This is a genomic window from Domibacillus robiginosus (assembly GCF_000966195.1).
In the GTDB taxonomy this organism is placed as follows: Bacteria; Bacillota; Bacilli; order Bacillales; family Domibacillaceae; genus Domibacillus; species Domibacillus robiginosus.
This window is the reverse complement of the sequence record NZ_LAHL01000012.1, coordinates 97,010-111,352: the sequence shown is the minus strand read 5'-3', so window position 1 is coordinate 111,352 and position 14,343 is coordinate 97,010. Positions and strand designations below refer to the sequence as shown.

11 protein-coding genes are annotated in these 14,343 nt (G+C 44.0%); all 11 read left to right on the top strand.

Annotated features, from left to right (window positions below; genetic code table 11):
• Positions 1-261: 261 nt before the first annotated feature.
• The 11 genes from VP97_RS08880 (at position 262) to VP97_RS08830 (ending at position 14,234) form a co-directional block, all read left to right on the top strand.
• On the top strand, positions 262-732 hold the full coding sequence (locus tag VP97_RS08880; RefSeq protein WP_050181425.1) for a DUF6115 domain-containing protein: 471 nt from the start codon (positions 262-264) through the stop codon (positions 730-732).
• A 151-nt stretch (positions 733-883) separates the two neighbouring features.
• Entirely contained in the window at positions 884-1,636 is a 753-nt protein-coding gene (rpsB, locus tag VP97_RS08875) for a 30S ribosomal protein S2 (protein WP_050181424.1), read from the top strand.
• Between the two features lie 104 nt (positions 1,637-1,740).
• Positions 1,741-2,622 (top strand): translation elongation factor Ts, encoded by an 882-nt coding sequence (tsf, locus tag VP97_RS08870; RefSeq protein ID WP_050181423.1) that lies wholly within the window; start codon positions 1,741-1,743, stop codon positions 2,620-2,622.
• 91 nt (positions 2,623-2,713) lie between these two features.
• Positions 2,714-3,436, top strand: a complete 723-nt coding sequence (gene pyrH, locus VP97_RS08865; protein ID WP_050181422.1) for a UMP kinase — start codon at positions 2,714-2,716, stop codon at positions 3,434-3,436.
• 17 nt (positions 3,437-3,453) lie between these two features.
• On the top strand, positions 3,454-3,996 hold the full coding sequence (gene frr / locus VP97_RS08860; protein WP_425388453.1) for a ribosome recycling factor: 543 nt from the start codon (positions 3,454-3,456) through the stop codon (positions 3,994-3,996).
• Positions 3,997-4,113: 117 nt separating this feature from the next.
• Positions 4,114-4,875, top strand: coding sequence for an undecaprenyl pyrophosphate synthase (locus VP97_RS08855; protein WP_050181419.1), 762 nt, complete (start codon positions 4,114-4,116; stop codon positions 4,873-4,875).
• 24 nt (positions 4,876-4,899) lie between these two features.
• Entirely contained in the window at positions 4,900-5,691 is a 792-nt protein-coding gene (locus VP97_RS08850; protein WP_050181418.1) for a phosphatidate cytidylyltransferase, read from the top strand.
• A gap of 13 nt (positions 5,692-5,704) precedes the next feature.
• Positions 5,705-6,850: a 1-deoxy-D-xylulose-5-phosphate reductoisomerase gene (dxr, locus tag VP97_RS08845; RefSeq protein ID WP_050181417.1), complete on the top strand. Its 1,146-nt coding sequence runs from the start codon at positions 5,705-5,707 to the stop codon at positions 6,848-6,850.
• A gap of 20 nt (positions 6,851-6,870) precedes the next feature.
• Positions 6,871-8,130, top strand: coding sequence for an RIP metalloprotease RseP (gene rseP, locus VP97_RS08840; RefSeq protein WP_050181416.1), 1,260 nt, complete (start codon positions 6,871-6,873; stop codon positions 8,128-8,130).
• Positions 8,131-8,158: 28 nt separating this feature from the next.
• A complete protein-coding gene (locus VP97_RS08835) occupies positions 8,159-9,865 on the top strand; it encodes a proline--tRNA ligase (protein WP_050181415.1) in 1,707 nt (568 codons plus the stop codon).
• A 58-nt stretch (positions 9,866-9,923) separates the two neighbouring features.
• On the top strand, positions 9,924-14,234 hold the full coding sequence (locus VP97_RS08830; protein WP_050181414.1) for a PolC-type DNA polymerase III: 4,311 nt from the start codon (positions 9,924-9,926) through the stop codon (positions 14,232-14,234).
• Positions 14,235-14,343 lie beyond the last annotated feature (109 nt).

The window sequence follows — 14,343 nt, the reverse complement described above, 5'->3', positions numbered from 1 at the left end:
GCGGCGCTTCCGTGTACATTTGAGGCTTTGAAGCCGGCTCAAGATCACCAACAGTTTTTTCTGCCCGGCATCATCCACAGGAAAAATCATCTGAAGAAATACCGGACATAGAACCGCTGCAGTTCAAAGCAGTCACCCAAACAAAATAAAAAGCCGGGACCGACATAAAGAGAAAAAGAAACAAAAAAGAAACAGCAAAAGAAGCGGTGTGCTCATCCGTATAAAGGAAAGCAGATCGACTTCAGCGGATAAGAGGGATGTATGACAACATTTTTTATAGCCATTTCTTTTTTAATTCACGCTTTAAGCTTGTTTGCTTTGATCATCCTTTTTCAGCGCCAGAATAAAGTGAGTGAAGCTGAAAGAAACGCAAAGCAGACCGCAAAGGAAATGGAAGAAATGATGACCGCTTTCCTTATAGAAATAAAAGAAGAAAATGAACAGCTTATTACACAATTGGCGAAAAACACGCCCATAGAGAAAATAAAGAAACAAGAACCAGCAAGCGAAAAAAAACCATTGCCTTCATTTATACCCCGCCAGGCAGCAGCAAAAGCTTATACGGGGGCCCGAACAGTTCGAACAAAAGCTCAGGCGCAGGAAGAAGTACCGCAGACACAAAAAATAGCAGAGATGAAAATGGAGGGGATGACAGAGGAAGAAATTGCGAAAAAACTTCGCATAGGTGTGACAGAAGTGCAGCTTGCCCTTAAATTTAACAAAAAAGAATGAAAGTAGTTGCGGCCTCCTAATGAATGTGATATAGTAACTAACGGTGTTAATACACACGTCTTTTGATTCATCAGCCGGTGCCGTTTTAAACGGAAGCTGTGTGAGTGTGAGAAAGACGGAGGAAATCAAACCAAACAGGAGGAAACAACACATGTCAGTAATTTCTATGAAGCAATTGCTTGAAGCAGGCGTTCACTTCGGTCACCAAACTCGCCGTTGGAACCCCAAAATGAAAAAGTACATTTTCCAAGAGCGTAACGGGATCTACATCATCGATCTTCAAAAAACCGTTCGCAAAGTGGAAGAAGCGTACAAATTTGTAAGAGAAGTTGCCGGTGACGGTGGCAAAATTTTGTTTGTTGGTACAAAAAAACAAGCACAAGATTCTGTGAAAGAAGAAGCAGAACGTTCAGGTATGTACTATGTAAACCAACGCTGGTTGGGTGGTACACTTACTAACTTCTCGACAATCCAAAAGCGTGTACAACGTTTGAAAAACATTGAAAAAATGCAAGAAGACGGCACATTCGAAGTACTTCCAAAGAAAGAAGTTGTTCAGCTTAAAAAAGAGCATGAGCGTCTTGTAAAATTCCTTGGCGGTATTCGTGATATGAAAGGTCTTCCTGATGCCCTATTCATTATCGATCCACGCAAAGAGCGTATCGCTGTTGCGGAAGCACGTAAATTGAACATTCCTATCGTAGGTATCGTTGATACAAACTGCGATCCGGATGAAATCGATTATGTTATCCCAGCGAATGACGATGCGATCCGTGCGGTTAAACTTTTAACAGGTAAAATGGCTGACGCAGTTCTTGAAGCGAAACAAGGCGAGGAAATCGCTGAAGAAGAAGTTCAAGAAGAAGTGCAAGAAGCTGAAACAGCAGAAGCAGCAGCTGAGTAATGAAACAGATAAAGGTGATAAGAGGGATACCCTTATCACCTTTTTTTAAAGAAAGAAACAATAAAACCGCATAGCGGTTCTACATATTTAAAGGAGGAACCAAAATGGCTATTACTGCACAAATGGTAAAAGAACTTCGTGAAAAAACGGGCGCAGGCATGATGGACTGCAAAAAAGCACTTGTTGAAACAAATGGTGATTTAGATCAAGCGATCGATTACCTTCGAGAAAAAGGGATTGCAAAAGCAGCGAAAAAATCTGACCGTATCGCAGCTGAAGGTACAACATTTATTGCAAGCGAAGGCGATACAGCTGTTATCCTGGAAGTAAATGCAGAAACTGACTTTGTTGCGAAAAACGAGAACTTCCAAGTACTTGTAAAAGAAATCGCAGCTCACCTATTAGCGAACAAGCCAGCTTCTGTTGAAGAAGCTCTTGGACAAACAATGGAAAATGGTAAAACAGTGGATACGTACATTAGTGAAGCCATTTCTAAAATTGGTGAAAAAATCACTCTTCGCCGTTTTGAAATCCGTACAAAAGGCGAAAACGCTGCATTCGGTGAATACCTTCACATGGGCGGTCGTATCGGTGTATTAGCTCTTGTTGAAGGCACTACAGATGCTGCTGCTGCAAAAGATGTAGCAATGCACGCAGCTGCTTTGAATCCGAAATACGTTTCACGCGACCAGGTTTCTGAAGAAGAAGTAGAGCGTGAGCGTAAAGTGCTAACAGAACAAGCGCTGAACGAAGGTAAACCTGAAAACATTGTTGCGAAAATGGTTGAAGGCCGCCTGGGCAAATTCTTTGAAGAAGTATGTATTTTGGATCAAAGCTTTGTTAAAGATCCAGACCAAAAAGTGCGCCAGTTCCTTGAGTCTAAAGGAGCAACTTTAACTGAATTCGTTCGCTACGAAGTTGGTGAAGGTTTAGAAAAGCGCCAGGACAACTTTGCAGAAGAAGTTATGAGCCAAGTTAAAAAATAATGATTCCGTATCCGCCGGCCGGAAAGGAATAAATGGGATCCCTTACCGCTCTTGGTGAGGGATTTCATGTACATTACAGATGGAGGTCTACATGAGCCAGCCTAAGTATAAACGTGTTGTATTAAAGTTAAGTGGTGAAGCACTAGCAGGTGAAGCAGGATTTGGTATTAACCCGACTGTTATTCAATCTGTGGCAGAACAGGTCAAAGAAGTAAGTGAACTGGATGTAGAAGTAGCCGTTGTAGTTGGCGGCGGCAATATTTGGCGCGGGAAAATCGGCAGTGAAATGGGCATGGATCGTGCGACAGCAGATTACATGGGGATGCTGGCAACCGTGATGAACTCAATGGCACTGCAGGACAGCCTGGAGCAGCTCGGAATCGAAACACGGGTGCAAACGTCGATTGAAATGCGCCAAATTGCAGAGCCGTATATTCGTCGCCGGGCGATTCGTCATTTGGAAAAGGGTCGTGTTGTTATATTTGCTGCAGGTACTGGAAACCCGTATTTCTCAACGGATACAACTGCTGCACTGCGTGCTGCTGAAATTGAAGCAGAGGTTATTTTAATGGCCAAAAACAATGTGGATGGCGTGTATAGTGCTGATCCAAAAGTGGACAAAGATGCGGTTAAATATAAAGAGCTGTCTTATCTTGATGTTATTAAAGAAGGGCTTGCGGTAATGGATTCAACTGCTTCTTCTTTATGTATGGATAATGATATTCCGCTCGTCGTTTTCTCTGTTACAGAAAAGGGTAATATCAAACGCGTTGTACTTGGTGACAATATCGGAACAATTGTAAGGGGGAAATAAATGTGTCTCAAGAAGTGATGAATCAATCCAAAGAAAAAATGGACAAAGCAATTGCTGCATTTAACCGCGAGCTTGCTTCTATTCGTGCCGGACGTGCGAGCGCGAATGTGCTTGACCGTATTACCATTGATTATTACGGTGCACCAACACCGATTAACCAGCTTGCATCTATTAACATTCCAGAAGCTCGTCTATTGGTGATTACGCCATACGACAAGTCATCGATGAGCGATATTGAAAAAGCGCTGTTAAAATCAGATCTTGGTTTGACTCCTTCTAATGATGGCTCTGTCATTCGCTTGAATTTCCCTGCTTTAACAGAAGAACGCCGTAAAGAATTGGCGAAGCAGGTTAAAAAAGAAGCGGAAGATGCAAAAGTAGCAATCCGAAACATTCGTCGTGATGCAAATGACGAATTGAAAAAGGGCGAAAAAAATGGTGATCTTACAGAAGATGACCTTCGCGGCTACACAGAAGATGTTCAAAAACAAACGGACAATTATATCCGTAGAGTGGATGAAATTGCTAAAGAAAAAGAACAAGAGATTATGGAAGTGTAAAGAAAAAACCCTCTTGCTGGCAAGAGGGTTTCTTTTTTTGGATTTTATCGCTCGAATTACTACGAAAACAGCTTATATGGTAAAATAGGTTGGAAGAAGCGATATGGGGGATTTTGAATGGCACATAAACAGTGGTTTTGGCAATCAAAAAATGCAGGAGAGCCTGTGATTTCTGAAGAAGGGATTCCTGCGCATATTGCCATTATTATGGATGGAAACGGCCGCTGGGCAAAAAAAAGAGCGCTGCCCCGTATTGCCGGCCATAATGAAGGAATGAAAACAGTTCGGGAAATTACAAGAGCTGCAAACCGGCTAGGAGTAAAAGTACTGACGCTTTACGCATTTTCTACCGAAAATTGGAAGCGGCCTAAGCTTGAAGTTGATTTTTTAATGAAGCTGCCGGAAGAATTTCTTTCTACATTTCTGCCTGAATTGATTGAAGAAAATGTTCGTGTAGAAATGATTGGTGATATGGAGCAGCTGCCTGCTCATACCAGAAGAGCTGTACAAAATGCGATAGACCGAACTGCTGAAAATAATGGACTTATTCTTAACTTTGCACTAAATTATGGCAGTCGGATAGAGCTTGTTCAAGCTGTACGCTCGATTTTAAAAGATGTTCAGGCGGGAACACTTTCAGAGCAGGATATAACAGATGAAGCTGTTTCGCGTTATTTAATGACCAGTCATTTGCCGGAGCCCGATCTTTTGATTCGAACAAGCGGTGAGCATCGGCTGAGCAACTTTATGCTCTGGCAGCTGGCTTATACTGAATTTTTCTTTACGGACGTTTTATGGCCTGATTTTTCAGAAAAACATCTGCTTGAAGCAGTAGCTTCTTATCAAAAAAGATCAAGGCGGTTTGGCGGGTTGTCGTAACGGAATAATGGGGGATTAACAAAAATGAAACAACGGATCATCACAGGAGTAATTGCAGCCGCAGCATTTTTGCCGATTGTATTGATTGGCGGGCTGCCCTTTATTCTTCTAGTTTACGCAATGAGTGCAATAGCGGTAATTGAAGTATTAAAAATGAAGCATATTCCCGCTCTATCTCTGCCGGGCCTGCTGTCGCTTTTACTCGTATTTATCATGCTTGTACCACAAGACGGTGCCACAGGCGGGCAGCTTTTCGGGCTTGAGAAATTTGAATACCTTGGTTTATTCGTTTTACTGTTTCTTGTTGTGACAGTTATGACGAAAAACCACTTTACATTTGAAGACGCTGCATATTGCATACTCCTAACGCTTTATATTGGTTTTGGCTTCTACTATTTTATTGAAACGAGAGAAGCAGGCGGTCTGATGTATGTGTTTTTTGCCCTGCTCATTACATGGGCGTCTGACTCGGGTGCTTACTTTATTGGCCGTTCATTTGGAAAACGCAAGCTCTGGCCGGATATCAGCCCGAACAAAACAGTAGCAGGCTTTTATGGAGGAGTTGGTTCAGCGGTTTTAGTAGCAGCCATTTTCCTTTTCTTTCTGGATTTCCGTGCTCCTGCTCTTTGGGTGTTGTTCTCAGCGGCTGTTCTTTCAATAGCAGGCCAAGTAGGTGATTTAGCTGAATCAGCCTTGAAGCGTCATTACGGTGTAAAGGATTCAGGAAATCTTTTGCCGGGTCATGGCGGAATTCTAGACCGGACAGACAGCTGGCTGTTCGTTTTTCCACTGTTGCATATGCTTCAACTATTGTAGGGAGATGAATGTAGTGAAAACGATAAGTTTATTAGGGGCGACAGGGTCTATTGGTGTTCAGACTCTTGACATTATACGGAAGCATCCAGACTCTTTCCAGCTGGCGGCTTTTTCTGCTGGGAAAAACGAGCAGGCGGCGCAAAATATTATTCATGAGTTTGAACCAGCACTTGTATCAGTGATGGAAAAAGAAGCAGCTGAGCGGCTGCAGCTGCAGTTTCCCTCCGTGCGTATATTATACGGTAAAGAGGGGCTTGAAGCAGCAGCTACAATTGCAGAGGCAGACACACTTGTAAACGCGGTGATTGGCAGTGTTGGACTGGAGCCGACACTTAAAGCGATTAAGGCGAAAAAAAATATTGCGATTGCTAATAAAGAAACGCTCGTAACAGCTGGTCACATTGTAACAGCAGCAGCCCAACAAGCAGGCGTTCACTTGCTTCCCGTTGACAGTGAGCATTCAGCGATTTTTCAAAGCCTGCAGGGTGAACAGGAAAAAAATATCAGCCGGCTTATTTTAACCGCTTCTGGCGGGAGCTTCCGAGATAAACAAAGAGAAGAGCTTGAAAGTGTAACAGTAGAAGAAACATTAAATCACCCAAACTGGTCTATGGGCGCGAAAATCACTGTCGATTCTGCTACAATGATGAATAAGGGGCTTGAAGTTATTGAAGCGCACTGGCTGTTTGATCTGCCCTATGAACAGATCGATGTTATTTTGCACCGAGAAAGCATTATCCACTCGATGGTTGAATTCCACGACCGTTCGGTGATGGCGCAGCTCGGTTCGCCGGATATGCGGGTGCCGATTCAGTACGCGCTCACCTGGCCGGATCGTCTGCCACTTCCTGATACTACCCGTCTCAATTTAGCCCAAATCGGCCGACTCCATTTTCAGGAAATAGACTTTGATCGGTACCGTATGCTTCATCTTGCGTATACAGCAGGACGCACAGGCGGAACAATGCCAGCCGTGATGAATGCAGCAAACGAAGAAGCTGTTGCAGCTTTTCTGGATCGAAAAATTTCATTTTTACAAATTGAAGAAATAGTGGAGCGGACAATGGAGAAGCATACGCCTGTTCAATCTCCGGAACTCGAAGCAGTGCTGGAAGCAGATATCGAAGCCAGAGCCACAGTACGCTCACTTTTATCATAAAAAAAGGTGGTTAGAAACGTTTGAATACCGTTATAGCGTTTATTGTTATATTTGGCTCGCTTGTTTTTTTCCATGAATTAGGCCACTTTATTTTTGCTAAACGGGCTGGTATTTTATGTCGTGAATTCGCTATCGGATTCGGTCCGAAAATATTTGCACATAAAAAAGGCGAAACCGTTTATACAATTAGGCTGCTTCCGCTTGGCGGATATGTACGTATGGCTGGTGAAGACCCCGAAACAGCAGAGCTGAAAGCAGGCCAGAGAATTGGTGTTATATTTAATGAAAAAGGCGAAGCCGTTAACTTAATTGTAAATGGCCGGGACCGCTTTAAAGATGCAAGAACGATTGAAATTGAAACGGCAGATCTTGAGCATGGTTTAACGATCAGCGGGTATGAAGAAGGCGAGGAAGAGCTGCAAACATATCCGATACATCGTGAAGCCCTTATAACGGAAGATCAATTAAGCACCCAAATCGCGCCATATGACCGTCAGTTTAATTCGAAAACACTTCCGCAGCGGGCGATGGCTATTTTTGCGGGTCCTTTATTCAACTTTATTCTTGCGTTTATTGTTTTTGTTGTTTTGGCGATGATTCAAGGAATTCCAACCGATGAGCCAAAGCTTGGCGAAGTCATCGACAATGGAGCAGCCGTTGAAGCCGGTCTTAAGGAAAACGATCAGGTTCTTTCGATTAACGGGGAAAACATGACGTCCTGGAAAGAAATTGTGACAGTCATACAGGAAAACCCAGGAAAAGAGTTAACGTTTGTCATAGAGCGTGAAGGAGAGCAGCTGACGGTGCCGGTTACGCCTGATACAGAAACGGCAGAAGGAGAAACCTTCGGGCGTATTGGTGTATACAGCCCGTTTGAGCATTCTGTGCTTGGCTCGTTTACGTACGGAGCAAAAGAAGTGTACACTTGGACCAAGCTTATCATAAACGTACTTGGTACAATCGTGACAGGCCAGTTTTCACTTGATATGCTGTCAGGTCCTGTTGGTATTTATGTTTCGACGGATACTGTTGCTCAATCCGGCATATTCAATTTAGCAAAGTGGGCAGGCGTGTTAAGTATAAATCTCGGGATTATGAACCTGCTGCCACTGCCGGCCCTTGATGGCGGACGCCTATTGTTTTTCTTGTATGAAGCGGTACGCGGGAAACCGGTTGACCGCCGCATGGAAGGCATGGTGCATTTTGTTGGATTTGCCCTGCTCATGCTTTTAATGATCATGGTTACATGGAATGATATTCAAAGATTCTTTTTACAGTAAATTATTATGTTAGTCGAGGTGCGATTGAATGAAACAAAGCAAAACGTTAATTCCAACGATGCGAGAAGTGCCGTCTGATGCAGATGTAAGAAGCCATCAGCTGCTTCTTCGCGCCGGTTTTATCCGGCAAAATGCAAGCGGGGTTTACAGCTATCTGCCGCTTGGCCAAAAAATGCTCCGCAAAGTGGAAGCAATTGTTCGTGAAGAAATGGATGCCGCAGGAGCCGTTGAGCTTCTTATGCCAGCCCTGCAGCAGGCGGAGCTTTGGGAGGAGTCAGGACGCTGGCAGACTTATGGTCCAGAACTCATGCGTTTAAAAGATCGTCATTCACGCGACTTCGCACTCGGCGCCACCCATGAGGAAGTGATTACGTCTCTTATCCGGGATGAAATAAAATCATATAAGCGCCTGCCGCTGACTTTGTACCAAATTCAAACCAAGTTCCGTGATGAAAAACGTCCACGGTTTGGTCTGCTTCGCGGGCGCGAATTTATTATGAAAGATGCGTACTCCTTCCATGCTTCACAGGAGAGCCTGGATAAAGTGTATGATCGTCTTTTTGAGGCATATTCAAATATTTTCCGCCGCTGCGGATTAAATTTCCGGGCTGTTATCGCTGATTCAGGCGCAATGGGTGGAAAAGACACACATGAGTTTATGGTGCTGTCCGATATCGGGGAAGATACGATTGCTTATTCTGATACGTCCGATTATGCAGCTAATGTAGAAATGGCGCCTGTTACGGTTGCGTACGAAAAAAGCAGTGAGGAACAAAAGCCGCTCCAAAAAGTAGAGACACCAGACTCAAAAACAATTGAAGCTGTTAGTGCTTTTTTAAACGTTGCTGCCGAGCAGTGCATTAAAACACTCGTTTTCAATGTAGACGATGAAATGGTAGTAGTGCTTGCGCGCGGCGATCATGAAATTAATGATATTAAACTGAAAAATGTGTTGAATGCCAAAACGGTTGAAATGGCAGAAGAAGAAGCGGCAGCTAAACTATTTGGTGCTTCATTTGGATCGCTTGGACCAGTTGGCCTTCCGGCTGATGTGAAAATAGTGGCTGATAACGCCGTTCAATCAATGACAAACATTGTATGCGGGGCGAACGAAAATGGCTTCCATTATGTGAATGCCAATGCAGAGCGGGATTTCCATGTTACAGAATTTGCTGACCTTCGCTTTATTTTAGAAGGTGATCCGTCTCCGGATGGAGAAGGAACGATCCAGTTTGCAAAAGGAATCGAAGTCGGCCATATTTTCAAGCTCGGTACACGTTACAGTGAAGCGATGAATGCTGCTTATCTGGATGAAAATGGTCGGACACAGCCAATGATCATGGGCTGCTACGGTATCGGTGTTTCTCGCGTGCTTGCGGCGATCGCAGAACAATTCAATGATGACAACGGCTTTGTATGGCCGGTAAATTTAACGCCATTTGATGCGCATGTCATTCCTGTAAACGTAAAAGACTCTGCACAGGTAGAAGCAGCGGATAAAATTTACACGGCTCTCCGCAGCGCTGGTATGGATGTGCTGCTTGATGATCGCGCAGAACGTGCAGGTGTTAAGTTTACAGATAGTGATTTAATTGGCGTGCCGATTCGTGTAACAGCAGGAAAAAGGGCTGCTGAAGGAATCGTAGAAATAAAAGTACGTCAAACAGGTGAAGTAGTAGAAGCGACTGTGGAAGAAATTGTGCAAACGGTGCGCCGCTTGCAGTCTGCACTTTAAAAGAAAAAGGATGACCGGCTCGTGCCGCTCATCCTTTTCTGTGTAAGGGGGAAATAAAATGAATGAAGCATCAAGTGGACGGAGTCGTTTTTTAATCCTACTCGACCAGCTCCGTCTTACAGAGGATGCAGTGGTCCGTCATTTTGACGGAACTGAAATCAAAAAATTAACGGTATTGAAGCAAGAAAAAAAATGGCATTTTGTATTTGCGGCACCTGCCCTTATCCCTTGCAGTGTGATGATGCGTTTCGCGGATGCCTTATCAGCGACATTCGCCTCGTTTGCCATGGTTACTTTTTCAATAGAAGTGGAAGATCGCACATGTACGCCGGAGAACATTACAGATTACTGGTCATATTGTGTTCGCCAGCTTGAAGGCATGGCACCGCCGCTTTTAGCAGCATTAAATGAACAAAAACCGGGTGTATCCGGTACCAAGCTTGTGATTCGCACGCAAAATGAAATGGAGGGTATGGCACTCAAAAACAAATATGGGCGTCGCCTTTGTGAAGTATATGAAAGCCTCGGCTTTCCGCCGCTCACATTTGATGTGCAGGTTTCCCAAAATGAACGAAACGAAGAATATGAAAAGTTTTTAGAAGAAAAGCGTAAAGAAGATGCAGAGCGGGCACGCCAGGCAGTGATTGATATGCAAAACCGGGCGAAAGAACAGGATGAGGCTCCCGAAGAATCAGGTCCTGTAACGATCGGTTATACCATTAAGCCAGATGCAGAATTTAAAAAGCTTGAAGAAATTATTGATGAAGAGCGCCGAATTGCTTCAGAAGGATATATCTTTGATGCTGAAACGAAAGAGCTGCGCAGCGGCCGTACGCTGCTTACCTTTAAGATTACCGATTATACGGACTCCTTAATGGTCAAAATGTTTTCGCGTGACAAAGAAGACGCGGCAATGTTTAACCGCATTAAAAAAGGCATGTGGGTACGAGTGCGAGGGTCTGTTCAAAACGATACCTTCGTCCGTGATCTCGTTATGATTGCGAATGATGTTAACGAAATTCGTTCCCCGATGCGAGAAGACAAAGCTGAAGAAAAGCGGGTAGAACTGCATCTTCATTCACCAATGAGCCAGATGGATGCCGTATCTTCGGTTAGCGCACTGGTCGGCCAGGCAAAAAAATGGGGACACTCGGCTATCGCCATTACCGACCATGCAGTGGCTCAATCGTTTCCAGAAGCGTACAGCGCTGGAAAAAAACATGGCGTAAAAATTTTATATGGAATGGAAGCCAATCTCGTTGATGATGGTGTGCCGATCGCCTACGAAGACGCCGATCGGGAGCTTGCCACAGATACTTATGTTGTTTTTGACGTTGAAACAACAGGTCTTTCTGCAGTGTACGACACGATCATTGAGCTGGCAGCAGTCAAAGTAAAAGACGGTGACATTATCGACCGGTTTGAACGTTTTGCCAACCCGCACCATCCGCTGTCTGCAACGACTATTGAACTAACTGGCATTACCGATGACATGGTACAGGACGCACCTGAGGTAGACGAAGTGCTTCGTGATTTTAAAGAGTGGACCGGGGATGCCATCCTGGTTGCGCATAATGCGTCGTTTGATATGGGCTTTATTCAAACAGGCTATGAAAAGTTTGGCATTGGCCGGACATCCAATCCAGTGATTGATACGCTGGAGCTGGCGCGTTTGCTTTACCCGGATATGAAAAATCACCGGCTGAATACACTGGCGAAAAAGTTCGATGTAGAGTTAACTCAGCATCACCGTGCGATTTATGATGCTGAAGCGACGGGATACATCCTGCTTAAATTGCTAAAGGATGCAGATGAAAAAGGGATAAAGAAACATAACGAGTTCAACAACTTTATGGGAGAAGGCGGGGCCTATAAACGTGCACGCCCTTATCATTGTACAATTCTTGCCCAAAACGCAGAAGGGCTGAAAAATTTGTTTAAGCTCGTGTCTCTCTCGCATATCAATTACTTTTACCGGGTGCCGCGTATTCCCCGTTCTGTTTTGCAAAAGCACCGCGGCGGCTTGCTGATTGGCTCTGGCTGCAACAAAGGGGAAGTATTTGAAGCGATGATGCAAAAAGGGATGGACGAAGCAAGGAAAGCAGCTGAATTTTATGATTATCTCGAAGTGCAGCCAAAGCCTGTATACGCGCCACTTATTGAAATGGAGCTTGTGCGCGATGAAGCAGGTCTGGAAGATATTATCCAAAACATCTTGACGGTCGGTGAAGAGCAAAATAAATTAGTTGCGGCAACCGGTAATGTTCATTATTTAAATGAAGAAGACAAAGTGTACCGCCATATTTTAATTTCATCGATGGGCGGTGCGAATCCGTTAAACCGCCAGACACTGCCGGATGTTCATTTCCGTACAACAGAGGATATGCTGGAAGCTTTTTCGTTTTTAGGTGAAGAAAAAGCGCATGAAATTGTTGTCACCAATACAAATAAAATTGCTGATATGATTGAGGAAGTCAAACCGATTAAAGATGATTTATATACGCCTAAAATTGAAGGCGCCGACCAGGAAATGCGGGAAATGAGTTATGGAATGGCGCGGAAAATTTATGGTGATGAATTGCCGGAAATTGTAGAAGCACGGCTTGAAAAAGAATTAAAAAGCATTATCGGTCATGGATTTGCAGTTATTTATCTTATCTCACATAAGCTCGTAAAAAAATCGCTTGATGACGGCTACCTGGTTGGTTCACGTGGGTCAGTCGGTTCGTCCTTTGTTGCTACAATGACTGAAATAACAGAAGTGAATCCGCTGCCTCCGCACTATGTATGTTCATCGTGTCAAAAATCCGAGTTCTTTGATGATGGCTCAGTTGGTTCAGGATTTGACCTGCCGGATAAAGATTGTCCAGACTGCGGCATTCCATATACAAAAGATGGACACGATATTCCGTTTGAGACGTTTCTTGGATTTAAAGGAGATAAAGTACCAGATATTGACTTGAACTTTTCCGGTGAGTATCAGCCGCGTGCGCATAACTACACGAAAGAGCTGTTTGGTGAGGATTATGTGTTCAGAGCTGGTACAATCGGTACGGTAGCGGAAAAAACCGCCTATGGCTATGTGAAAAAGTATGCCGAAGAATATACGAAGCAATACCGCAGTGCGGAAGTAGACCGTCTTGTATCTGGATGTACGGGTGTCAAGAGGACAACCGGACAGCATCCGGGCGGCATTATCGTTGTGCCCGACTACATGGATATATATGATTTTTCACCCATTCAGTATCCAGCGGATTCTGATAAATCAGAGTGGAAAACAACTCATTTTGATTTTCATTCTATTCACGATAACCTGCTTAAGCTCGATATTCTCGGCCACGATGATCCAACAGTCATCCGGATGCTTCAGGATTTATCAGGCATTGATCCAAAAACCATTCCGACCGACGATCCTGAAGTAATGAAAATTTTCAGTGGTACCGAGTCCCTCGGCGTAACGGAAGAACAGATCATGTGTAAAACAGGTACGCTCGGTATTCCTGAATTCGGAACGCGGTTTGTCCGCCAGATGCTGGAAGAAACAAAGCCGACGACGTTCTCAGAACTGGTTCAAATTTCTGGTCTTTCACATGGAACAGATGTGTGGCTTGGCAATGCGCAGGAATTGATTCAAAAAGGTATCTGCCAGCTGTCTGACGTAATTGGCTGCCGGGATGACATTATGGTGTATTTGATTTACCAAGGCCTTGATCCTGCTTTTGCTTTTAAAATTATGGAATCTGTCCGAAAAGGAAAAGGACTAACGGACGAAATGGAAGAGGAAATGCGTAAAAATGAAGTGCCTGAATGGTATATTGATTCATGTAAAAAAATCAAGTATATGTTCCCTAAGGCTCACGCTGCTGCTTATGTATTAATGGCCGTTCGGATTGCTTATTTTAAAGTGCATCTGCCTTTGCTTTATTATGCTGCTTATTTCACTGTCCGTGCTGAAGATTTCGACATTGATGTAATGTCAAAAGGATCTTCTGCCATTAAAGCGATGCTTCAGGAAATCAACGCAAAAGGATTGGATGCTTCGCCTAAAGAGAAAAACTTAATGACTGTCCTTGAGCTGGCACTTGAAATGGTTGAGCGCGGCTTTACATTTAAAAAAGTGGATCTGTACCGTTCAAGTGCAGATGAATTTGTTATCGATGGTCATTCGCTTATTCCGCCATTCAATGCGCTGCCTGGTCTTGGAACAAATGCCGCTAAAAATATTGTGGCGTCCCGTGAGCAGGGCGAGTTTTTATCAAAAGAAGATTTGCAGCAGCGCGGTAAAGTATCCAAAACGATCATGGAATATTTGGAGAAAATGGGCTGTCTCGATGCATTACCGGATCAAAATCAGCTGTCGCTGTTTTGAGGCACGTTTGCAAAAAGGGTATTTTTATGGTATCCTTACAGATGGAAATTGCATGATAACTCTCTTCGAAAGAGTGGGCCGCCCCCACTCTTTCGTGTTTGTTGCGGGG